Origin of the sequence: Pseudomonas sp. BS-2016 (assembly GCF_001806145.1) — a bacterium.
Lineage (GTDB): Bacteria > Pseudomonadota > Gammaproteobacteria > Pseudomonadales > Pseudomonadaceae > Aquipseudomonas > Aquipseudomonas lundensis.
The window spans coordinates 191,681-214,319 of the sequence record NZ_MLCT01000018.1 but is presented as its reverse complement, the minus strand read 5'-3'; the positions used below and the strand labels follow the sequence as shown (position 1 = coordinate 214,319).

Below are 22,639 nucleotides of genomic sequence, written 5' to 3'. Positions count from 1 at the left end.
CTTAGTCCGTTAAATTGGTGCGCAGTATAGCGAGCGGCCCACAGGCGGCAAAGCCTTGGCGATGCCCGATGGTCACTGAAAGTGGGTAGAATGCGTTTTTTTTAGCGAATGGGGGTGTGCCTTGCGCGAAATCGTCTTGATAAACATCACGGGTGAAGACCGTCCGGGTCTCACTGCGGCCATCACCGGTGTGTTGGCCAACAATGGTGTGAACATGCTCGACATCGGCCAGGCCGTCATTCATGGCGTTTTGTCGTTGGGGTATCTGGTTGAAATCGAGCAAGCCGATCAAGTGTCGGCCGTGCTCAAAGACCTGCAACCCCTGATTGCCAATGAAGGGCTGCAACTGCGTTTTGACCCCATTAGCGAAGCGCATTACCAGCGTTGGGTGAACGAACAAAGCCAGAAGCGTCACGTGGTGACATTGATGAGCCGTCAGGTCACCGCCCAGGAGCTGTTACGCGTGACGTCGGTGATCAGCCAGCACGGTTTGAACATTGAACAGACCGATCGCCTGTCCGGCCGCGTGCCGCTGGATGCGCCGACGCGTCTGAGCAAGAGCTGCATCGAGCTGCGCGTCACCGGCGAAGTGGCTGACCTTGATGCCTTGCGTGCCGAGTTCTTCGAGCTGTCGCAGGCGCTCAACATCGACATCGCGCTGCAGGAAGACACCCTGTTCCGTCGTAATCGCCGCCTGGCCGTTTTCGACATGGACTCGACCCTGATTGAAGCCGAAGTCATCGACGAACTGGCCAAAGCCGCGGGTGTGGGCGATCAAGTGGCGCAAATCACCGAACGTGCCATGGCGGGTGAGCTGGACTTCAAGGCCAGTTTCAAAGAGCGTTTGGCCTTGCTCAAGGGGTTGGACGTCGGTGTGCTGGACGCCATCGGTGCATCGCTGCGTTTGACCGAAGGCGCAGAAGTGCTGTTCGCTGAACTCAAGCGTCTGGGCTACAAAACCGCGATTCTGTCCGGCGGTTTCACCTATTTCGCCAAGCAGTTGCAGGCCAAGCTGGGCATCGACTACGTGTTCGCCAATGAGCTGGAAGTGGTGGATGGCAAAGTGACCGGCGTGGCAGTTGAGCCGATCGTTGATGCGCAGCGCAAAGCCGACTTGCTGCGCGAACTGGCGCAAAAGGAAGGTTTGAGCCTGGAGCAGACCATTGCGGTCGGGGACGGCGCCAACGATCTGGCCATGCTGGCCATCGCGGGTCTTGGGGTCGCGTTCCGTGCCAAGCCGCTGGTGAAGAAGTCGGCCAAACACGCGATTTCAACGCTGGGTCTGGATGGCGTGCTGTACCTGTTGGGTCAGCGCGACCGCAACAGCCAGGGTTAATCCGCCACTGTCGTCGCTGCCGCACCCTGCGGCAGCGACACCAGGATTTACTCGCCGATCTTCTGGCCCATCATCACCGGCGAACCCGCCGTCAGCTCTTGCGCCCATTTCACCTGTTCTGGCCCGAACAGCACGATCGCGGTCGAACCCAGTTTGAACCGGCCCAGCTCGGTGCCTTTTTCCAGATGGATCGGCGCACGCGCCGCTTCGTCATAACGAAAGGTTTTCAGCTCGCGTTTGGGCGGCGTGACCAACCCTGCGAACACCGTTTCAATCGAAGCCACGATCATCGCGCCCACCAGCACCACGGCCATCGGGCCGCGTTCGGTGTCGAAAATGCACACGGCGCGTTCGTTGCGGGCGAACAGTTCTGGCACGTTTTCAGCCGTGGTCTGGTTGACCGAAAACAGGCGGCCCGGCACGTAGATCATTTCACGCAGGGTACCGGCCAGCGGCATGTGCACGCGGTGGTAATCCTTGGGCGACAGGTAAATGGTGGCGAACTCACCGCCCATGAACTGCGAAGCCACGGCCGGATCGCCGCCCACCAGTTCCAGCACACTGTAGCTGTGGCCTTTGGCCTGAAACACCCGGCCGTGTTCAATCGCGCCCAGTTGGCTGACCGCCCCGTCGGCCGGGCTCAAAATGGCGCCTGGCGTCTGGTCCAGCGGGCGTGCGCCGTCTTTCAGGGCGCGGGTGAAGAATGCATTGAAGTGCTCGTAAGCGGTGATGTCTTCAACCAGGGCCTGAGACATGTCCACCTGATAACGCTTGGCGAACCAGGTGGTGAAGGCATTTTTGAACCAGCGAACGCGGCACTCGGCAACGCAGCCGGCCAGGCGCGACAGCAGGTGATGCGGCAACAGGTACTGACTGAGGAGAAACAAACGCTTTTTCATGACGGGTCCTTAATGTTTGGCAGGCAGTTCGACGGGGGTGTCGGGGTGGTTGCCCCATTCGCCCCAGGAGCCTGCGTAGCCTTTGACGCGCGGGTAACCGAGCGCCTTGGCCACCAGATACGTAAAGCCAGAACGATGGTGAGTCTGGCAGTGGGTAATCACTTCTTTGTCGGGCGTAATGCCCAGATCCTCAAGGATCTGCGCCATGTCCGTGCGGATGCGCAGGCTACGGGCTTTATCCATGCCTGCGGTCCATTCAAAATTTTTCGCGCCGGGGATATGACCCCCTTTGGCCGCCAGCACTTTTTCGCCGCTGTACTCAGCCGGGCTGCGAGCGTCCCAAATCGCCAGATCGGCAGCGCCCAACCGGCTTTGCAGGTATTCGCGGGTGGCAGTGGGTTCGTCGTGCAGGATCAGCGTGACCGGTGCGTTTTTAGGCGTCGGAACCTCGGTTGATTGGCGCAGGCCATCGGCGATCCATGCGTGAATACCGCCGTCTACATAGTGATACGCCTTGTGCCCGATCACATCCAGCAGCCAGATAAAGCGGCCCGCCCAACCGCCGCCTTCATCGTCATACACCACGTAGACCGCGTCAGGGTTGTGCCCCAATTCGCTGAACAGTTTTTCGAGCGCGGCTTGCGTGGGCAATAAGCCCGGAGCAGGCGGCAGGCCGAGTTGGGTGCGCTTGGGATCAACGAAGCGCGCGCCTGGCACGTGGCCTTGGGCGTAGCGTGCCTCGCTGGTCAGGTCGACAATAATCAGGTTCGCTGCGTCGAGCCGATCATGCAGGTCTTGGGGCTCAATCACCAACGGCAAGCCAGAGAAGTCAGGCATGTGAGGTCTCCAGGGCGAAAAGGGGGCGAATTGTAGCGCAAGCGTCAACGTCCGCGCGTGGTAAAGCTGTTGAGCGCTTTTTCGATGCATTGCACGGTTTTGCCGAAAGCCTGCACGGTGGTCTCAGAAAACGGCCCGCCGCCCTGATCGGCCAGCACCAGCATCACCACGCGGCCGTTGTTGCTGATCGAGCGCAACAGCAGGTGCTCGCCGGGAAACAGGCCGCGCAAACTTTTTGGCAGGACCGCTGTGATCTGCGCATTGTTTTCGGGTGTCAGGCGAAATTGCGCCGGTTGCGTCATCAAGCGTTGCAGGACAGCGCTCTGGTTAATTTGCAGGCTCAAGTCGAAGGCTGCCTTGGGCAATCCGGCAATCTGATGCACGCTCAGGCTGGTCGACGTTTTATCGGCCATCAACAGCAGCACCCGGCGCATGCCGCAGGCCACCAACGCATCGCGGGCGCAGGTGGTCAGGTGCATCGAATTGGTGAACGAACTCGGTTCGGCCAGCAGTTGCCCGCATTGCTTGCGCCACACCACCAGCGATTCGGCTGACGGCGGCGGGGCAGGCAATAAACCCCGGTGCATGCGACGCACGCCCCACGGCCACAACAGGGATTGAGCCGGGTGCCAGAGGTCGGGCATCGAGTGATAGCGCGCGCTGCTGGCCGCGTTCTGGTGAACCAGTTGTTGCAGTTCTTCCAGTGGCATTTGCATGTACAGGCTGGTCAGGTATTGCCAGCGCAAGTTGTGAGGCGTGTCCCAGGCCTGCTGGGCCGACAGGGCCAGGCCATTGGCCAGCAACACAGTGTTTGACGGCTGATTTAACCAGCGGCGCAGGGCCGGGTCAGCGTCCAGACGTTGCTGCTGACGCAAACGATGATGATTGTCGCGGGCGATATGCAACACCCTGACCAGGGTGCGCTGTTCGTCGGTGATGACGGCGTAACCTTGCAGCACCCATTCGGGCAGTCGCCATAATTGCGCCAGCGCGCGGCATATTTCAAACAGGCGCACGCCGAACAGTGTGAGTTCAACTTTGTTTGCGCATTCACCTTTATGAATCACCCGCAGTTCCCACTCTTCGAGCTGTTCGGGGTGAGTGAGTGCCATGGCCCACAGCGGCGACAGAAACAGCAGGCTGCCCCAATAGATTTCTTGCCACAGGCGCGCCAGGCGATTGCCAAACAGGCCGCTGGCTTGTTGCGCAGCGTGCTGGCTAATCAGTTGAATCTGGCGAAAAGCCTGCGGGATTTCTTCCCACGGCAACGCGGGCAGGCGTTCAAGCAGTTCTTGTGTGCGGGCCAGCCCCAGGCGGTTGATCGCCACTTCCAGGCTCTCGGCCGGCTCGCTCAAACTGCCGTGCGTGTGGTGATTGGCGTCGCGGATCAAGCTCAGTGCCAATGCAGGACTGTCTTGCATCAGCTCGGCAATGTCGCGTAACGAGCGGCGATTGTCGTTGATTGCCTTGCAGACGCGCTCGTGGCTGTCTTGCGGGATGGGCAGGCGAACAGCGTCGAGCTGCTTGACCCACGCATCGAGGGTATTGGGGATTGGAGTCGCGTTGCCGGTTTCATTAGCCATGATGGGAGAGTGGTCATCATCCATTGTTTACACGCCCGGAGTGGGCCCAACTGGCTTTTCGCCTTTATGGCCTATAGTCTGGCGCAGTTTTGCCGATAAGTAGAAGAAGAGTTTTTTAACTCTCGAATATGACCTTGAACCCGACGCAGAAGTACCTGAATTCCTATGGCTAAAATTATCGGCATCATTGTCGTGTTCGCGAGCGTGCTCGGCGGATACGTGCTTTCCCACGGCAAGATCGGGGCGCTGATTCAGCCGTTCGAGGTCTTGATTATCGGCGGGGCGGCGTTTGGTGCGTTCCTGCAGGCGAACCCCGGCTACATGACCATGCACGTGATCAAAAAATCGCTCGGCATGTTCGGTTCGCGCTTCACCCACACGTTCTACCTGGAAGTGCTGGGGCTGGTTTACGAGATCCTCAACAAAAGCCGTCGCGAAGGCATGATGGCCATCGAAGGCGACATTGAAGACGCCGCGGCCAGCCCGATCTTCGCCAAATACCCTTCCGTGCTCAAAGATGACCGCATGACCGCGTTTGTTTGCGATTACTTGCGCATCATGTCGTCGGGCAACATGGCGCCCCACGAACTCGAAGGCTTGTTTGACATGGAGCTGTTCAGCCTTAAAGAAGAGCTTGAGCACCCGTACCACGCCGTGACCGGGATTGCTGATGGCATGCCGGGCTTCGGTATTGTGGCTGCGGTACTGGGTATCGTGGTGACCATGGCTTCGCTGGGCGACGGCGATCAGGCGATGATCGGCGTGCACGTGGGTGCGGCGCTGGTCGGTACGTTCTTCGGTATTTTGGCGGCCTACGGTTTCTTCGGCCCGCTGGCGACCTCGCTCTCCCACGATGCGAAAGAAGAACTCAATGTGTACGAATCCATCAAGGCGTCGCTGGTCGCTTCGGCCTCGGGCATGCCGCCGTCGCTGGCGGTCGAGTTCGGTCGTAAAGTGCTGTATCCCAAGCACCGTCCGAGCTTTGCCGAGCTGGAACAAGTAGTCCGCGGTCGCTGATCCATGGAAAACAATCAGCCAATCATCATCAAGCGCGTCAAGCGCTTCGCGGCGGGCCACCACGGTGGCGCCTGGAAAATTGCGTTCGCTGACTTTGCTACGGCGATGATGGCGTTCTTCCTGGTGCTGTGGCTGATGTCCACAGCCACCCCGGAACAGAAAATCGCCATTGCCGGTTACTTCAAAGACCCGATCGGGTTCACCGAAACCGGCACGCCGTACATCATCGATTTGGGAGGCACGCCGACCCTGGCGCCGGACACCACCCTCAATCCTGAAGAAAAAATGCAGCCTCAGCCCGACAAGATCACGGTCGACACCGATCAGGTCGAAGGCATGGCCGAGCAAGTCGAGAAAGAACGGCTCGAACTGCTGCTTCAGGAGTTGCAGAACAAGGTCGAAGAAAACCCGCAATTGCGCAAATTCAAAGACCAGCTGTTGTTCGAAATCACGCCTGACGGCCTGCGCATCCAGATCATGGACGCGGAAAACCGTCCGATGTTCGACGTCGGCAGTGCGCGCCTCAAGCCTTACTTCGAAGACATATTGCTGGCCATGGCGGACACCATCAAAGCCGTGCCGAACAAAGTCAGCATCAGCGGGCACACCGATGCCACGCCGTATGCCAGCGATGCGGAGTTCGGTAACTGGGAATTGTCGGCCAACCGCGCAAACGCAGCGCGCCGGGCATTGATCGCGGGCAGTTATCCACATGATCAGGTCGCGCGGATTGTGGGTTACGCCTCGTCGGTGCTGTTCGACAAGGTCAACCCGCTGAACCCGATCAACCGCCGCATCGACATCGTGGTGTTGACGAAGAAAGCGCAGCAGGCGATTGAAGGTGAACAGGGCACCGAGATGGCCACGCCGCAGGCGCCGACCACTCCGATTGACCCGATCACCCTGCCGGCTGACCAAGTGCCACCCGCCATGCATGAAGAACGGGAAAAACTGAACCTGTTTGATGACAAGGCGCCAGCAACACCGAAGCCTTGATGCCGCATGCCTTCACCCTCGCTCAGAGGGTGAAGGCACCGTTCAGTAACTCGACTCAGGCAGGCTGGCGATGATCGAACGGTAGCTGTTCATGCGTTGTTGCTGTACGCGGCCATCTTCCAGCGCCATCAGCAAGGCACAGCCCGGCTCGCGGTCGTGCTTGCAGTCGCGGAAACGGCAACGGCCGATCAAATCGTGGAACTCGATAAACCCGGCTTCCACATCCGCCCGGCTCACGTGGCCCAGGCCAAACTCGCGAATACCAGGGGAGTCGATCAGCTCGCCGCCACCCGGGAAGTGGAACAGCCGCGCCGTGGTCGTGGTGTGCGTGCCCTGACCGGAAATTTCGGACAGCGGTCCGACCCGCAGGTTGACCTCGGGCAGCAAGCTGTTGACCAGCGATGACTTGCCCACGCCCGACTGACCCACAAACACACTGATGTGCCCGTCCAGCTTGGCTTGCAACTGCTGCATGCCGTCGCCGTGATGTGCGGACACTTCCAGCACCGGATAACCCAACTGACGATAAACGCCCAGCAACGCATTCAGCGCAGGGGCGTTTTGCTCGTCAATCAGGTCGGCTTTGTTGAGCAACAGCAACGGACGAATCCCCGCGTGCTCGGCGGCTACCAAATAGCGGTCGATCAAGTTGGCGTGTGGCTCGGGCATCGGCGCGAACACAATCACAATCATGTCGACGTTGGCGGCAACCGGCTTGAGCTGGCCACGGCTGTCTGGGCGGCACAGTTCGGTTTTGCGGGGCAACTGGGCGACGATCACGCCAATCCCTTGGTTGCCCGCGCGCCATACGACGGTGTCACCGGTCACCAGGGCTGGCAGGTTGGCACGCAAATGGCACCGGAACATCTGGCCTTTGAGCTCGCCTTCCTGGGCCTCGACTTCGACCTGCACACCGAAGTGCGCGATCACCAGACCGAGTTGCTCGGGGCCCAGATCGCCCCCTTCAAGCGCTTCGACGGCACTGGATTCGCGTTTGGCGGCGCGGGCAGCGCGCTCGCCCTGGATCTTTTCGATGCGCCAGTTTTGGCGACGGTTGAGCTGGCGTTTGGCCATGGGTGTTCCGTGTTGATAAAACGATAAGGAGGGTAAAACGCTGGCGAGTTTAGCACGTGGGCTGCGTGCCTAAGCTAAACTGCGCGACTAAGCCCAGGAGCCTTCTATGCAAAACCCACAGAATTTGATTTGGATTGACCTGGAAATGACCGGTCTGGACCCAGACAACGACGTCATTATCGAAATGGCCACCATTGTCACCGACAGCAACCTCAACACCCTGGCTGAAGGCCCGGTCATCGCCATCCACCACAGCGACGACGTACTGGCGCGCATGGACGAGTGGAACACCCGCACCCACGGTCACAGCGGCCTGACCCAGCGCGTCAAAGACAGCACCACCAGCATGGCCGAGGCCGAGGCACAGACCATTGCCTTCCTCGAACAATGGGTGCCCAAAGGCAAGTCGCCGATCTGTGGCAACAGCATCTGCCAGGATCGTCGCTTTCTTTATACCCACATGAAAACCCTGGAAAGCTACTTTCATTACCGCAACCTTGACGTCTCGACGCTCAAGGAACTGGTGGCTCGCTGGGCACCCGAAGTGCGCGACAGCCTGGTGAAAAAAGGCACGCACCTGGCGCTGGACGACATCCGCGAGTCGATTGCCGAGTTGCAGCACTACCGCAAACACTTCATCAAGTTCTGAAACGCGTGCCGGTCGCCGCTGCCGCCGGCTGCTAAGGGCGCAGCGGCAACCCGTTTTCAGCGGTGGCGTGGCCTGCCGACAACCTTTACAACAGTCGTGCCCACGCCGCCCCCTTTTGGTGCCCGCGCCAACTGAGTAGACTGCGCGCCTTATTGCAAGGAACGCCGCCATGTTGCTGATGCTCTATTTAGTTGCCATTACTGCCGAAGCCATGACCGGGGCGCTGTCTGCCGGGCGTCGGGGCATGGACTGGTTTGGTGTGGTACTGATTGCGTGCGTCACGGCGCTCGGTGGCGGCTCGGTGCGCGACATGCTGCTCGGTCACTACCCGCTGACTTGGGTCAAACACCCGGAATACCTGGTCCTGACCACGTTTGCTGCGCTGGTCACGATCTTCATTGCCCCCTTGATGCGTCACCTGCGCTCACTGTTTTTGGTGCTCGATGCGCTGGGGCTGGTGGCTTTCACCCTGATCGGCTGCATGACCGCGCTGGAAATGGGCCAGGGCATGCTGGTCGCGTCCGTCAGTGGTGTGATTACCGGTGTGTTTGGCGGCATCCTGCGAGACATCTTCTGTAACGACATCCCGCTGATCTTCCGCCGTGAGCTTTACGCCAGCGTTTCATTTGCGGCTGCGTGGTGCTTTTTGCTGTGTACTTACTGGAACATGCCCAACGAGCAGGCGATTTTTGTCACCTTGTTCGGTGGGCTTTTGTTGCGCCTGTTGGCAATCCGCTTTAACTGGGAAATGCCCAAGTTCGTCTACAACGACGCGCACTGAGTCGGCTGTACACCTGCCAAGAGCGCGTCGACCACGGCGCGCGCCATCTCCACGTTATGAATCACGCTCCACAACCGTTCAGCTTCAAAGCGGCTGAGGTGGGAGCTGATGTCGTCGGCGTTCAATTCTGCCCCTTTGAGCAACAACGAGACCTGCTGCAAGGCTTCCTGAGCCGTGACGCCGGGTTGATGCTGAATAAGGACGAGCCGGAATGGGCCGTGGTGTGCAGGGAATGGAGGGGTGGGTCGGAGACGATTGTTTTCATCGATTTGTGCCCACATTCAAGTTGGAAGAGCTGCTGCAGTTTCGCGGTCAATCGAAAGGTGGCAGTTGTGTGCAGGTTGACAGACCGGGGAGAACAACCAATACCCGGCGCACCCGAAAGTGCCCCGCACACAACGGCCATGACACGGTGAAATGTGGCTAGCGGTTGCCTTACTCGTCCTCATGCGGTCTGTCAAACCCGGTCACTGATCTCTGCGAGACTATCCGCGCATTTCAAATGCCACAAGGCGGTGCGGTTTTTCAAGGAAACATCCCGCAAATGAAAACGACGATGCAGGTGCAGACGTTGCAATTTGTGTGGGAAATTTTTCTAACTTAACGCTCTTTTTGTAGGCGAAAGTTTACCCGTCATGCGGATTTAAATATTCCCTGTGTGCGACAGTGCATCACTCACCTGTCCTGATAATAGTTTTCTGAATTGAATGTTCTTATTTAGGGGGCGTGAACGGTTTCGCTAGCGGAGCAACTTAATTTGATGCGATTGCGGAGAATCAGCCTACAGCTTGTAGAGAACATACGGTTCTCTGTTGTTGAGTGGCTGAGCTAATCTGCAAAGGCATGGAAGGATCTGTGCGATCAAAATTAGACAGGGAGCTTACGTGTGAATGAATTATTAAAGGATAGTGCTGCTGTCGATGTGGGCGACATTGCAGGGGTTTCAAAGTTAAGTGTGGTTTTTGACTCGCATCCCAATAATGTGTCTAAAAAAATTTATGCGAATGAAAGGATGCAAGCGCGAATCACCGTATTAATAAGCTGCATCGATAACAATGGGCGTGATGTTCGCCCTTCGGATGACATGCTTAAAAGCCTTAAACTGATTCACTATCACGGTGGGCATGATCTTGGGTCGCAGTGGATGGTCCGTGAAGTGCCCAACCAATACAGGCATGACATCTCAGGCGCGGGAGGGCGTCAGCGTCGTCACGCCAGCGATGAAGATGAAAACGGGGTGGTGGTTGAGCGCTGGATCAGCTGTAATCAATTGGATGAAACCAGGATAGCTGCCGCTATTACCCTCCCCAATGGTCAGGTGGTGAAAAGCAATAACCCTCACTCTTTAATAGGGGGCAGTGACAGTTCAGTGACATTGGAGGCGATTGCCCCAGTTCGCTATGGCCCTGAGTATTTCCGATTGGAGAAAGTTGCTGAGCCCGCGGACCGAGGACACAAAATTTACAAGTGGTATTTGGGATTGCGTGTGGGCGCAAGCAATATTGCCCTTCAAGACTGGATTACTAAAGATATAGAGGTATTTAGAGGGCAGCCATTTTACTGCGATTCTTGGACGGGAGGCACCATCAACTCTCCCTTGTATGTTGTGGCTACTCTCACTCCCACCGAGAACAAGCAGCTTCATGTCTGGCTGCCTACAGACTCGGCAGACCATTCAGGGCGTTTCAGACAGAACTACATCGTTGATGTGAATGACAGGGCTGGAGAGTTAACCATTGTTCAAGGGCTTTCTGGATGGGGAGATCGAACTCGTCCGGCGAAAAAAAATCCTTGTTTCATCACCGTTATTGACGAGTACGGGACGGAACATGCGCTGCATATTGTCGTTAATGAGTATGAGCAAGGCTTCGAGTTGAAATGACGAAAAGGGGGCGTTCTATTCGCGTGATATATAAAATTTGAAAGGGGTGCGTAATGCCAGTTACGGAAAATAGCGACATTTATTCAAATGCTTTTAACTTTGATAGTTTCCTGTCGGGAGGTGTGGATCCTCGCACAGGTATTTACAGTTGTAGATTGTCGTTGGGCAACGTCCATTCTCATGCGCTCAATGGTCCAGCCCTGCCACTGAGCCTTCACTTCAACCCGCTTAATTCCGTTGATCGCGGTTGTGGTCTCGGCTGGACGCTGGCGGGTACGCGTTATGATCGGACAGCTAAAACGCTATCGCTGGCAGGCGGAGAAACCTATAAAACGCAGGAGTTACCGTCCAGGGTTCTGCTGACGGATCAAAAACTTGAGCGCCACAAATTGCTTGTAATAGGGGAAAACCGCTTCCTCTTGTCCGCTCAAAATGGCCAACGTGAAGAACTGGCCATGATGGGGCTCAGCAACGTTGCAGTGACGCAACGAATATGGAGTGCCAACGGGGCAAGTCTTGAACTGGCGTACACGCTTTATAACGGTCATCCGATGCTCAGCGAGGTGCGCGATAGCCGTCGCACGCTGTTGTCGATCACGCGTACGGGCGCTGGATTAGAGCTCAAGCGCTTTCCCGGTTCCGCTGAGGAAGCCACTTTCGTTATTCATTTAGTTAATAACCGCCTCTCAAGTATGACTTTGCCCGAGGGGGGGCGATGGGAAATACGTTATCTGGTTCTCGACGGGTTGGCCTATGTGTCGCGCTTGTACTCACCCTTGGGGGCCGTTGAACATATAAGTTACAAAAAAAGGGGGCTGCGCTTTCCTGAGGGGAGCGGCATGCCTGCAATGGCTTCGGTGGCAACACATGCTGTATTCCCGGGTCATGGGCAGCCCTTCATTCACAAGCGCTTCAGCTTTTCAGATACCAACTTTCTAGGCTTTGGGGCGGCCGGTTTCTCATCTGAAACGTCTGGCGACAGGCTGTACAAAGTTGTTGGAGATTACAGCTATGCATCGACCGAAACCCTGATGTCAGGGAGTGAGGTGCACAGTGAAACAGTGCGCACCTTCAACAAGTTTCATTTGCTGGACGCTGAAGTGACTCAGTGCGGTGCCAAAAAAATATCCGAGCGGGTGGATTATCACACTGAGCCAGGCAAGTGCTTCAGGGACCAGCCCGCTCAATGTCGACTGCCAAAGCGCTCGCTGAAGCGCTACGAGGATGTCAAGACAGGCACTTTGCGTGAAGAGGTCACACAGTTTGAATTCGACGCATATGGCAATGAAGTCAAACGTATAACGCCTGATGGCCTTACCACGCTGACAGACTATTTCCCCAGCGAAGGCGCTGACGATTGCCCGGCGGACCCTTTAACGTTTGTGCGATTCCCACGTCAAAAAACGGTTTTCTCTGGCACCCACGCGCAAGACCCTCATCACATCACACGATTTCGGTATACCGCCTTACCGTTGCTGGAGGGCTCGACAGTTGCTTCGGTTGTTCCCGTGCGTGAGCAGTTTTTTGTACGTGTGGGTGAAACCGAGGTTCTGCATGAACAAACCGATTATGAATACGCCGCAACACCTCAGGATCCCACTCTGCATGGTCGCCAAGTAGCCAAAACGTCGACCCTCAACGGCTTGGCTACCAAAGAAACGAATAACTACTCCATCAGTCATCAAGCGGTGACGGTAGAAACTGTACTGACGGGCCATGACGAAAGCCGCGCAACGGACCGCGTTGTTTACTGCGCATTTACGGGAGCATGTTTATCACGTAGCGAAGAGGACAAGGCGCCTGTCGAATATGAATATGACGCGTTAGGGCGGGTGATACGCGAAACCGTTTCCAAGGCTTCATCCTACGAAGCCTCAAAAACACGGACTTACCAGCTTCCCCAATCCGAGTCGCAGTACCCCACGCTCCTCATTACTGATGTCAATGGTATGCAGCAGCGAGTGACATACGACGGTATTGGCCGTGTCTGCACGATCGAGGAACAAGACGTAGAAAGTACTTCGACCGAACAGCCACTGCGGCTCATCAAGCGCAACCAGTACAACAGCCTGGGTCAGCTTCAGAGCGAAACAGTGACAGACTGGCTGGGAGGCACGCCGTTGGTGCTTCAGACACGCTATGTCTATGACGATTGGGGGCAGGTCAAAACAACGCTGCACCCTGATGGTGTGCAGGCGCATGTCGAGCGATCCCCCGAAGATTTATCGGAGGTCTGCTGGAAGCAGGGGCAAGGTAAAACGGTCACGTTCTTTAATACCCAAGGCAAGCCTGTCAGTGTGGAGACCTTCGACTTGCAGGGCGTTAGCCAGTCCAAAACGACCCATGTCTACGATGGCTTTGGCCGATGCATCCGGCAAACAGACCCCGAAGGCAATGAGACAGCATTTGAGTACGACGCCTTTGGGCGCCTCTGTCGAAGCACTTTGCCCGACGCGACGGTTGTAGAAACCCGGTATGCCTTGTTCAGTAGCGAGGAACTGCCGGTGCAAGTTCAAGCGGCTAACAAAGTGATCGGCACCCAGACATTCGATGGCTTGGGCCGTTTGGTCGCAAGCAACACCGGGGGGCGGAAAACGACCTATGAATATGCACCGGGTAGCTCACTTCCACGCGCAGTCACTCGACCCGATGGTCAGCGCAGCACACGTGACTATGAGGCGCAGCTTGATGGCGCTGTGGTCGGACGTACGAGCGCGAATCAAACCGCCGTTTATGGTTATGACCCCCGCTCCGGATTGCTCACTCGCGCCAGCGAACAGGGACGAACCAGCACCTATGAATACTCCCGTGCGGGAAGGCTAAAGCGCGAGCAATGGGCCTTGGCGGGGCAGTTGTACGAGGCTTTCTACACCTACTCTCTGGGGGGGCGCGTGCTGAGCCAGATCGGTGTAGACGGTTCGCGAAGCGAACATGGTTATGACGCATATGGCCGGTTGAAAACCATGAGTAACGGTGCCTTAAAGGCTGAATGCGAGTACAACGCCCTGGGGCAGATGCACATCATCAAAGCCAGTGATGCAGCGCACCAACAGCTCATAACGACCTTGAATTATGACGAGCTGGGACGGGAAGTGCAGCGCGTGGTGCACGCCAATGGCATCGAGAAAATCACTCTGAAAACCCGTTACACCCGTGCCAGTAAAGTTGCTCAGCGCAGCCTGTTGAGTAACGGGGTCGTCCTGCGCGATGAGCATTTCGACTATGACCGTCGGGGACGACTTATTCATTACCGGTGTAATGGCTCCCAGCGTCCCTGTAACCCGCTCGGGAAAGAAATTGTGGCCCAGCGCTTCGAATTTGATGCCTGGGACAACATTGTGTTGCTGCAGACAGACTTTGAGGGCGGTCAAAACACTACGACCTACACCATGAGCGAGAGTGATCCGACGCAGTTGATCAAGGTTGAGCACTCTCATGCGGACTATCCAGCGGCGGTTACATTGCGCTATGACGCCAATGGGCATCTGATTCTGGATGCAGCCGGTCGGACGTTGAGTTATGACGGCCTGGGTCGTCTCACACAGGTATCGCTGGCGGTTAATGCTGCCGTTCGCAAGTACGGCTATGACGCGGGGGATCGGTTGGTTGAGGTGATCGATAGCGACACGGCGCCCAGGCATTTTTTTTACCGCGATGACTGTTTGGTCAATGAAGTGAAAGGCTCGGATACCAAGACGTTTTTCCGTATGGGAAATACGCTGCTGGGGCAGGAGGAGCAAGGGGCAGCGGTACGTACAGTCTTATTGGCGGGTGATTCACAGAAAACCGTATTGGGTGCCTCTGTGACTGATCATTTTTCTTCGGTTGCGTATGACCCTTATGGCAACCGGTCGATGCAGGGTGATGTGCTGACCGGGCTCGGTTTCAATGGCGAGCGGCTTGACTCGGTGACTGAGTGCTACCTGTTGGGCAATGGCTATCGGGCTTACGATCCGTTGCTGATGCGTTTTCAAAGTCCGGACAACCAGAGTCCGTTTGGAGCCGGAGGGTTGAATCCCTATGCCTATTGTTTGGGTGATCCGATCAATCGAAGCGATCCTACAGGGCATTCCGTTTGGGAAGCTCTGCTAGGCGCCGGTATGGCCGCGCTGGGTATCCTGGCAAGTATTGCAACTTTTGGTGCGGCTACACCGCTGGCAATCGCGGGACTGGTGGCGGGCGTGACCAGTGGCATCGCAGGGATTGCCAGTGCTGTATTCCAAGGGGCCTGCCCGGAGTCAGGTGCAGGCGAAATATTGGGTTATGTAAGTCTGGGGCTTGGGCTTCTATCAGTGGGTATAGGCCTTGCCGCCATGGGCAAAGCTTTCAGCCATGTTGGTAATCGTTTGCACGATGCCTTTAAGAGTGGGCTCGATGGAAAAGGGGCGCTGAAGGCCGGAAAGGCAATGGCAAAAGGTGCCAAAGGGAAAACGATTGCACCCACCGTCAAATGGAAGGTTATTGCGCCCAAGCCGAAAAATATACGTTCAGATTTGAGTGAGAGTGCCCTGAATGACTATCAGCGTTTTGTTAGAAGTATTGAAGAGCAGAATTTACACCCGGGTATAGCCGCGCAAAAACTGGGTGACGCCAAGTACACAAGAATGAGTGGCACGGCTAAAAACATACATCAATATGAGATTCGAATAGGTGGAAAGGACCGCGTGACGTTTTTATTGCACAAGGATTCAGTAGAAATACTCCAGGTGGGCGGGCACGCTCTGATGAAGAAGTAAGCCCAAACCCCTAACGCGCCGCGTGCTGATCAAGCGCCCACTGCACATGCTCCTGCACCAGCTCTGACGGGTAATCGCGGCGTGCCTTCAATGCTTCCAGCACAGGAATGGTCGACGGCGCATTGCCCAGTCCCACGGCCAGATTGCGCAGAAAGCGCTCATAACCGGCGCGGCGAAGCGGCGAGCCTTCTGTGCTGCTGAGGAACGTGGCTTCATCCCACATGAACAGTTGCGCCAGTTCGGCGTTGTCCAGATTGTGCCGTGGTTTGAAGTCACCTTCGGCCGTGGTACGGGCGAAGCGGTTCCACGGGCACACGATCTGGCAGTCATCGCAACCAAACACCCGATTGCCGATCATGGCCCGCAGTTCGACCGGGATGGCGCTCTTGAGCTCAATCGTCAGGTATGAAATACACCGCCGCGCATCCAGCACATACGGCCCGACAAACGCATTGGTCGGGCAAATGTCCAGACAGGCTGTGCAGCGCCCGCAATGCTCGGTTTCGTGGGGCTCATCTTCGGGCAGCGCAAGGTCGACGAACAGTTCGCTCAAAAAGAAGTAACTGCCCGCCTTGCGATTGAGCACTAAGGTGTTCTTGCCGATCCAGCCTAAACCGGCCTTTTGTGCGATGGCTTTTTCCAGCACCGGGGCGCTGTCGACGAAAGCGCGAAAGCCGAACGGCCCGATCTGGGCTTGAATACGGTCTGCCAGTTGTTGCACGCGCTTGCGGATCAGCTTGTGGTAATCACGCCCCAGTGCGTAACGCGACACGTAGGCTTTTTCAGGCTGGGCCAGTAAGTGCGCCATGTGCGTGTCGCCGGGCAGGTAGTCCATGCGCAGCGAGACCACGCGCAAGGTGCCGGGTACCAGCTCTTCGGGGTGCGAGCGTTTGCTGCCGTGGGCGCCCATGTAGTCCATTTCGCCGTGGTAGCCCGCCGCGAGCCAGCGTTCGAGGTGTTGCTCGTGCTCCCCCAAGTCGAGGCCGGCAATGGCGACTTGTTGAAAGCCCAGCTCGCGGCCCCATTCCTTGATGGATTGAGCGAGAGCGGGCAGGTCGACAGTATTAGCAGGCATGAGGCAAGAGAAACCGGGGCTGAGATGCGTATAATTCTGCCAGACATCGGAGCCCGACACGTATGCCGCAGACCAAACACCTGTTATCTGAACCCGACCTCCTGCGTGCAGCCACGCTGCCACGCCTGCCTGCCCGCGCGCCAGACGCCCATAAAGGCCAGTTCGGGCACGTGCTGCTTATCGGTGGTGACCGAGGTTTTGGCGGCTCGATTACCTTGAGCGCTCAGGCGGCTTTGCGCTGCGGCGCCGGGCTGGTGTCGCTGGCCACACGCCCTGAGCATGTGCCCGCGGCGTTGACCCGCTTGCCTGAAGTGATGACCTCAGGTGTGTCGTCGGCCAATCAGGTGATGGGCCTTTTGGCGCAAGCCTCGGTGTTGGTGGTCGGCCCCGGTTTGGGGCAGGCGGCATGGGGCCGTAGCTTGTTGTCCGCAGCGGCGCAGGCAAAAATCCCGCAAGTGTGGGATGCCGATGCGTTGAATCTGTTGTCCAACGCTGACCTTGCCTTGGCTCCGGGCACGGTGATGACGCCGCACCCTGGTGAGGCGGCTCGGTTGCTGGGCATCAGCACTGAACAGGTGCAGGCCGATCGCCCTGCAGCGGCGCGGGCGTTGGTTGAAAAATACTCAGCTGTGTGCGTGCTTAAAGGCGCAGGCAGTTTGATTGCCGGGCTGGAGGGGCAGTTGGCGCGCTGCGATCTCGGTCACCCTGCCATGGCCACCGCCGGGTTGGGTGATGTGCTGGCAGGGGTGATTGGCGCCTTCATGGCACAAGGCATGGCAGCGTTTGATGCTGCGTGTCTGGCGGTGTGGCTGCATGCCAGCGCCGGAGAGCAACAAGGAACTTTGGGCCGAGGGCTGGCGGCCACTGATTTGATTCCAGCCATTCGTCAGTTGTTGGAGGAACACGCACCGTGCACGAATTAACACTGCAACTGGACGATGAAGCGGCCATGACCGCGTTTGGCGCAAAGTTGGCGGGCATCACGCAAGGCCATGGTCTGATCTTCCTTGAAGGCGACCTTGGAATGGGCAAGACCACCCTGTCACGCGGCCTGATCCGCGGGCTCGGGCATGTGGGCGCGGTTAAAAGTCCGACCTTTACGTTGGTTGAGCCCTACGAGATTGACGACATCCGCGCCTTCCATTTCGACCTTTACCGTTTGGTTGACCCTGAAGAGCTGGAATTTCTGGGCATCCGCGACTATTTCGAAGATGACGCACTGTGTTTGATCGAGTGGCCCGAAAAGGGTGCAGGCTTTTTGCCAAAGCCCGACCTGACCATTACCATTACCCCGCATAACACCGGGCGTTTGCTGAAGCTGACGCCCCAAGGTTCGCGTGGCGAGTCTTGGTGTGCCGCCTTGGCACCGGAAAACAATCAATGATGGGGTTTGGTATGCGCTTTCGCGCGTTAGTGAGTGTCGTTGGAGTGTTGCTCAGTGTCATGGCCGTCAATGCCTTGGCCGCGACTCAGGTAAAAAGCGTGCGGCTGTGGCGTGCCCCGGACAACACCCGTTTGGTGTTTGACCTGACAGGCCCGGTGCAACACAGCGTATTTACCCTCACATCGCCTGACCGTCTGGTGATCGACATCAACGGCGCCACTCTGGCCGGTGCATTGAATGTGCCGACGGCCAACACGCCGATTACCAGTTTGCGTTCGGCGCAACGCACACCCACCGACCTGCGCGTGGTGATTGACCTGAAAAAGGCCGTCACCCCCAAGAGTTTCGTGCTGGCGCCTAACGCCCAGTACGGCAATCGTCTGGTGGTTGACCTGTATGACCAGGGCGTGGACCTGGCGCCAAGTCTGCCTGCCACCAACGTGGCGAAGGTGCCTGTGGTGCCGGTGACCCCTGCGCAGCCTGATGTCACATTGCCCCCGATCCCGAGTGGCAAGCGCAGTGTTGTGGTGGTCATTGACGCTGGCCACGGCGGTGAAGACCCGGGCGCTTCCGGCTCCCGCGGTCAACGCGAGAAAGACGTGGTGCTGGCCATTGCCAAAGAATTGCAGCGTCAGGTCAACGGCATGAAAGGCTTCCGCGCCGAACTGACCCGCACGGGCGATTACTTCATTCCTCTGCGTGGCCGTACTGAAATTGCCCGTAAGAAGGGCGCCGATCTGTTTGTCTCGATTCACGCTGACGCCGCGCCTTCCAAGGCTGCGTTTGGCGCTTCGGTGTTTGCGTTGTCTGAACGCGGCGCCACCTCTGAAACCGCACGCTGGCTGGCCGACAGTGAAAACCGTTCTGACTTGATCGGCGGTGCCGGTAACGTCAGCCTGGACGACAAAGACCGCATGCTGGCCGGTGTGCTGCTCGACCTGTCGATGACGGCGTCGTTGACCTCCAGCTTGAACGTGGGTCAGAAAGTCCTGACCAACATTGGTCGCGTGACCCCGTTGCACAAGCAACGCGTGGAACAGGCCGGGTTTATGGTGCTTAAATCGCCGGACATCCCGTCGATCCTCGTGGAAACCGGCTTCATCTCCAATGCCAACGAAGCCTCGAAGCTGGCGTCGGCGAATCACCAGCAAGCACTGGCGCGCTCGATCAGCAGCGGTGTTCGCCAGTTCTTCCAGCAAAACCCGCCGCCGGGCACGTACATCGCCTGGTTGCGAGACACGGGCAAAATCGCCCAAAGCGCTCGCGAGCACCGTGTGTTGCCGGGCGAAACGCTGGCCATGATCGCGGTGCGCTATCAGGTTGGCGTGGCCACGTTGCGCTCCAGCAACAGCCTGAAAAGCGATGAACTCAAAGTGGGCCAGACCCTGAGTATTCCGGCTGCTGAACTGGTGTCCAAGCAATGAGTGATGTTGAGCTCACGAGCAGTGCGCGGATTGAACTGCTCAGCCCGCGCCTGGCCAACCAGATTGCTGCGGGCGAGGTGGTTGAGCGTCCCGCGTCGGTGATCAAAGAGCTGCTGGAAAACAGCCTGGACTCCGGCGCCAAGCGCATTGATGTGGACGTTGAGCAAGCCGGTATCAAGTTGTTGCGTGTGCGCGACGACGGCAGCGGTATCTCAAGCGACGATTTGCCTCTGGCACTGGCGCGGCACGCCACCAGCAAAATTCGTGACCTTGAAGACCTTGAGCGGGTGATGAGCCTCGGTTTTCGCGGTGAGGCGCTGGCGTCCATCAGTTCCGTCGCGCGGTTGACCCTGACCTCGCGCACCCGTGGTGCCGATCAGGCGTGGCAAGTCGAAACCGAAGGCCGCGACATGGCGCCTCGGGTTCAGCCGGCGGCCCATCCCGTGGGCACGTCGGTTGAAGTGCGCGACCTGTTCTTCAACACCCCTGCGCGCCGCAAGTTTCTCAAGACTGAAAAAACCGAATTCGATCACCTGCAAGAAGTCATCAAGCGTCTGGCGTTGGCGCGCTTCGACGTGGCCTTCAATTTGCGCCACAACGGCAAGTCGATCCTCAACCTGCACGAGGCGCGTGACGACGTAGCGCGTGCCCGGCGCGTGGCCGCGGTGTGCGGTTCGGCGTTCCTGGAGCAGGCGCTGCCGATTGAAGTCGAGCGCAACGGCTTGCATTTATGGGGTTGGGTGGGCTTGCCGACATTCTCGCGCAGCCAGGCCGACTTGCAGTATTTCTACGTGAATGGCCGGGCCGTGCGCGACAAGCTGGTCGCGCATGCGGTGCGTCAGGCGTACCGCGACGTCCTGTTTAACGGGCGTCACCCGACGTTTGTGCTGTTTTTCGAGGTCGATCCTTCGGTGGTCGACGTGAACGTTCACCCGACCAAACACGAAGTGCGTTTTCGCGACGGGCGCATGGTGCATGACTTTTTGTACGGCACCTTGCACCGTGCGCTGGGTGATGTGCGCCCCGAGGACCAACTGGCAGCTCCGGCACCCGTGCCGGGGGCTGAGCGCCCGACCGGTCTGGACGCGGGGGAGTTTGGTCCGCAAGGTGAAATGCGCCTGGCCGCCCATGTGCTGGAACAGCCGCAGTCCGCGCCCACCCCGCACGTTGCCGGATCAGGCGCCGGAGCGGGGTATCAGTACCAGTACCGCCCACAGCCTGCCACGCCCTCGGTGCCCGCCGAAGAAGCACGCAATGCCTACCGCGAATTTTTCGCGCCGCTACCCGAAGCCAATGCCTCGCCACTGCCTGAAGGGCAGGGCGACATCCCGCCGCTGGGCTTTGCGCTGGCGCAGCTCAAGGGCATTTATATCCTTGCCGAAAACGCGCTGGGCCTGGTGTTGGTGGACATGCACGCCGCGCATGAACGGATCATGTACGAGCGGCTGAAAATCGCCATGGCCAGCGAAGGTTTGAGCGGGCAGCCGTTGCTGGTGCCCGAGTCGATCGCCGTCAGTCAGCGCGAAGCCGATTGCGCTGAAGAACACGCCGAATGGTTCCAGCGCCTGGGCTTTGAATTGCAGCGTCTGGGCCCGGAAACATTGGCCATCCGCCAGATTCCGGCCCTGCTCAAGCAAGCAGAAGCTCAGCGTCTGGTGCATGACGTGCTGGCCGACTTGATGGAATACGGCACCAGTGACCGGATTCAGGCGCACCTCAACGAACTGCTCGGCACCATGGCGTGCCACGGTGCGATCCGGGCCAATCGCCGCTTGGCGATCCCGGAAATGAACGGCTTGTTGCGTGACATGGAAAACACCGAGCGCAGTGGTCAGTGCAATCATGGTCGTCCCACCTGGACCCAAATGGGTCTGGACGACTTGGACAAACTCTTTTTGCGCGGTCGCTGATGACAGGTTCCAACGCATTACCCCCCGCCATTTTTCTGATGGGGCCGACGGCAGCCGGCAAGACCGACCTCGCCATTGAGCTGAGCAAAGTGCTGCCCTGCGAGCTGATCAGTGTTGACTCGGCGCTGGTGTATCGCGGCATGGACATTGGCACTGCCAAGCCTTCGCACGACATATTGGCCAAACATCCGCACCAATTGATCGACATTCTCGATCCCGCCGAGAGCTATTCAGCGGCTGACTTTCGTGCGGATGCGTTAAAGGCCATGGCCGAGATCACCGCGCGCGGCAATATTCCGCTGTTGGTGGGCGGCACCATGCTCTATTACAAGGCATTGATTGACGGGCTGGCAGACATGCCGGCCGCTGATCCCGAGGTGCGTGCGCAGCTCGAAGAAGAGGCGCAGCGCCTGGGCTGGCAGGCTTTGCACGATCAGTTGGCGGCGATCGATCCCGAGTCCGCGGCGCGCATTCACCCCAACGATCCCCAGCGTTTGACGCGTGCGCTTGAGGTCTATCGCGTCAGCGGTCTGAGCATGACTGCGCATCGCCAGAAACAATCTGAGCAATCTACTAAAGCAGCGGCTTCAGGCGCTAGCCAATTGCCCTATACTGTCGCGCATCTGGCCATCGCTCCGGCGCAACGTCAGGTACTGCATGAACGAATTGCACAAAGATTCGGGCAAATGCTGGAACAGGGGTTCATAGATGAGGTCCTAGCCCTGCGTAATAGAAGTGACCTGCATGCGGGGTTGCCGTCTATACGTGCAGTGGGCTATCGACAAGTCTGGGACTACCTCGACGGCAAGCTGTCGCAGGCCGAGATGAAGGAGCGCGGCATCATTGCCACGCGCCAGTTGGCCAAGCGGCAGTTCACCTGGTTGCGCGGCTGGGATGACATGCATTGGCTTGATAGCCTGGCCTGCGACAATCTGCCACGAGCCTTGAAATACCTGGGATCGGTCTCCATATTGAGCTGAGTCTCCGGAAATGCCGTCTATCCTATGGGTGTGGCGTCATCGACCCTCTAAATTTTGTTTCTTTTTTTATCCTTAC

Annotated in this window: 18 protein-coding genes; 12 read left to right on the top strand and 6 right to left on the bottom strand. The window is 58.0% G+C overall.

What is annotated here, in order from left to right; all coding sequences use genetic code 11:
* Positions 1-121 precede the first annotated feature (121 nt).
* Complete coding sequence (serB, locus tag BKD70_RS09640; RefSeq protein ID WP_047273108.1) at positions 122-1,336, top strand: phosphoserine phosphatase SerB; 1,215 nt, start codon at positions 122-124, stop codon at positions 1,334-1,336.
* A 47-nt stretch (positions 1,337-1,383) separates the two neighbouring features.
* Here serB and asd read toward each other — a convergent pair whose 3' ends face one another.
* The 3 genes from asd to BKD70_RS09625 are packed head-to-tail and all read right to left on the bottom strand — an operon-like array spanning position 1,384 to position 4,655.
* Positions 1,384-2,235, bottom strand: a complete 852-nt coding sequence (gene asd / locus BKD70_RS09635; RefSeq protein WP_047273109.1) for an archaetidylserine decarboxylase — start codon at positions 2,233-2,235, stop codon at positions 1,384-1,386.
* Positions 2,236-2,244: 9 nt separating this feature from the next.
* The gene (locus BKD70_RS09630) at positions 2,245-3,072 is read right to left on the bottom strand and encodes a rhodanese-like domain-containing protein (protein WP_047273110.1); all 828 of its coding nucleotides are present in this window, start codon (positions 3,070-3,072) and stop codon (positions 2,245-2,247) included.
* 44 nt (positions 3,073-3,116) lie between these two features.
* Positions 3,117-4,655 carry an HDOD domain-containing protein gene (locus BKD70_RS09625; protein WP_047273269.1) on the bottom strand — a complete coding sequence of 513 codons (1,539 nt, stop codon included), beginning with the start codon at positions 4,653-4,655 and terminating at the stop codon, positions 3,117-3,119.
* 165 nt (positions 4,656-4,820) lie between these two features.
* On the opposite strand from BKD70_RS09625, the gene motA reads away from it, so the two are divergent.
* Both motA and motB read left to right on the top strand, forming a co-directional pair.
* Positions 4,821-5,672, top strand: coding sequence for a flagellar motor stator protein MotA (motA, locus tag BKD70_RS09620; protein ID WP_047273111.1), 852 nt, complete (start codon positions 4,821-4,823; stop codon positions 5,670-5,672).
* Positions 5,673-5,675: 3 nt separating this feature from the next.
* Positions 5,676-6,668 (top strand): flagellar motor protein MotB, encoded by a 993-nt coding sequence (motB, locus tag BKD70_RS09615; protein ID WP_047273112.1) that lies wholly within the window; start codon positions 5,676-5,678, stop codon positions 6,666-6,668.
* A gap of 42 nt (positions 6,669-6,710) precedes the next feature.
* Here the strand turns inward: motB and rsgA are convergent, their stop codons facing one another.
* Positions 6,711-7,742, bottom strand: a complete 1,032-nt coding sequence (gene rsgA, locus BKD70_RS09610; RefSeq protein WP_047273113.1) for a small ribosomal subunit biogenesis GTPase RsgA — start codon at positions 7,740-7,742, stop codon at positions 6,711-6,713.
* Positions 7,743-7,848: 106 nt separating this feature from the next.
* On the opposite strand from rsgA, the gene orn reads away from it, so the two are divergent.
* Together orn and BKD70_RS09600 are read left to right on the top strand one after the other, a co-directional pair.
* Entirely contained in the window at positions 7,849-8,391 is a 543-nt protein-coding gene (orn, locus tag BKD70_RS09605) for an oligoribonuclease (protein WP_047273114.1), read from the top strand.
* Positions 8,392-8,560: 169 nt separating this feature from the next.
* A complete protein-coding gene (locus BKD70_RS09600; RefSeq protein WP_047273115.1) occupies positions 8,561-9,172 on the top strand; it encodes a trimeric intracellular cation channel family protein in 612 nt (203 codons plus the stop codon).
* Here the strand turns inward: BKD70_RS09600 and BKD70_RS25325 are convergent.
* Positions 9,154-9,333, bottom strand: coding sequence for a hypothetical protein (locus BKD70_RS25325; protein WP_240478001.1), 180 nt, complete (start codon positions 9,331-9,333; stop codon positions 9,154-9,156). The genes BKD70_RS09600 and BKD70_RS25325 overlap by 19 nt on opposite strands.
* A gap of 725 nt (positions 9,334-10,058) precedes the next feature.
* Here BKD70_RS25325 and BKD70_RS09590 point away from each other — a divergent pair.
* Together BKD70_RS09590 and BKD70_RS09585 are read left to right on the top strand one after the other, a co-directional pair.
* Entirely contained in the window at positions 10,059-11,054 is a 996-nt protein-coding gene (locus tag BKD70_RS09590; RefSeq protein WP_047273116.1) for a hypothetical protein, read from the top strand.
* A 53-nt stretch (positions 11,055-11,107) separates the two neighbouring features.
* Positions 11,108-15,790 carry an RHS repeat domain-containing protein gene (locus BKD70_RS09585; protein WP_047273117.1) on the top strand — a complete coding sequence of 1,561 codons (4,683 nt, stop codon included), beginning with the start codon at positions 11,108-11,110 and terminating at the stop codon, positions 15,788-15,790.
* Positions 15,791-15,800: 10 nt separating this feature from the next.
* On the opposite strand, the gene queG is transcribed toward BKD70_RS09585, so the two are convergent.
* Entirely contained in the window at positions 15,801-16,865 is a 1,065-nt protein-coding gene (gene queG / locus BKD70_RS09580) for a tRNA epoxyqueuosine(34) reductase QueG (RefSeq protein ID WP_047273118.1), read from the bottom strand.
* A 62-nt stretch (positions 16,866-16,927) separates the two neighbouring features.
* On the opposite strand from queG, the gene BKD70_RS09575 reads away from it, so the two are divergent.
* From BKD70_RS09575 to miaA, 5 genes are read left to right on the top strand one after another with little or no spacing between them, the layout of a single operon-like run.
* Positions 16,928-17,788 carry an NAD(P)H-hydrate dehydratase gene (locus BKD70_RS09575; RefSeq protein ID WP_047273119.1) on the top strand — a complete coding sequence of 287 codons (861 nt, stop codon included), beginning with the start codon at positions 16,928-16,930 and terminating at the stop codon, positions 17,786-17,788.
* Positions 17,776-18,249, top strand: coding sequence for a tRNA (adenosine(37)-N6)-threonylcarbamoyltransferase complex ATPase subunit type 1 TsaE (gene tsaE / locus BKD70_RS09570; RefSeq protein ID WP_047273120.1), 474 nt, complete (start codon positions 17,776-17,778; stop codon positions 18,247-18,249). The genes BKD70_RS09575 and tsaE overlap by 13 nt, the downstream gene beginning before the upstream one ends.
* Entirely contained in the window at positions 18,249-19,673 is a 1,425-nt protein-coding gene (locus BKD70_RS09565; RefSeq protein WP_197432272.1) for an N-acetylmuramoyl-L-alanine amidase, read from the top strand. Before tsaE ends, BKD70_RS09565 begins: the two co-directional genes overlap by 1 nt.
* Positions 19,670-21,583, top strand: a complete 1,914-nt coding sequence (gene mutL / locus BKD70_RS09560) for a DNA mismatch repair endonuclease MutL (RefSeq protein ID WP_047273121.1) — start codon at positions 19,670-19,672, stop codon at positions 21,581-21,583. Before BKD70_RS09565 ends, mutL begins: the two co-directional genes overlap by 4 nt.
* On the top strand, positions 21,583-22,563 hold the full coding sequence (miaA, locus tag BKD70_RS09555) for a tRNA (adenosine(37)-N6)-dimethylallyltransferase MiaA (protein ID WP_047273122.1): 981 nt from the start codon (positions 21,583-21,585) through the stop codon (positions 22,561-22,563). The genes mutL and miaA overlap by 1 nt, the downstream gene beginning before the upstream one ends.
* Positions 22,564-22,639: the final 76 nt, after the last annotated feature.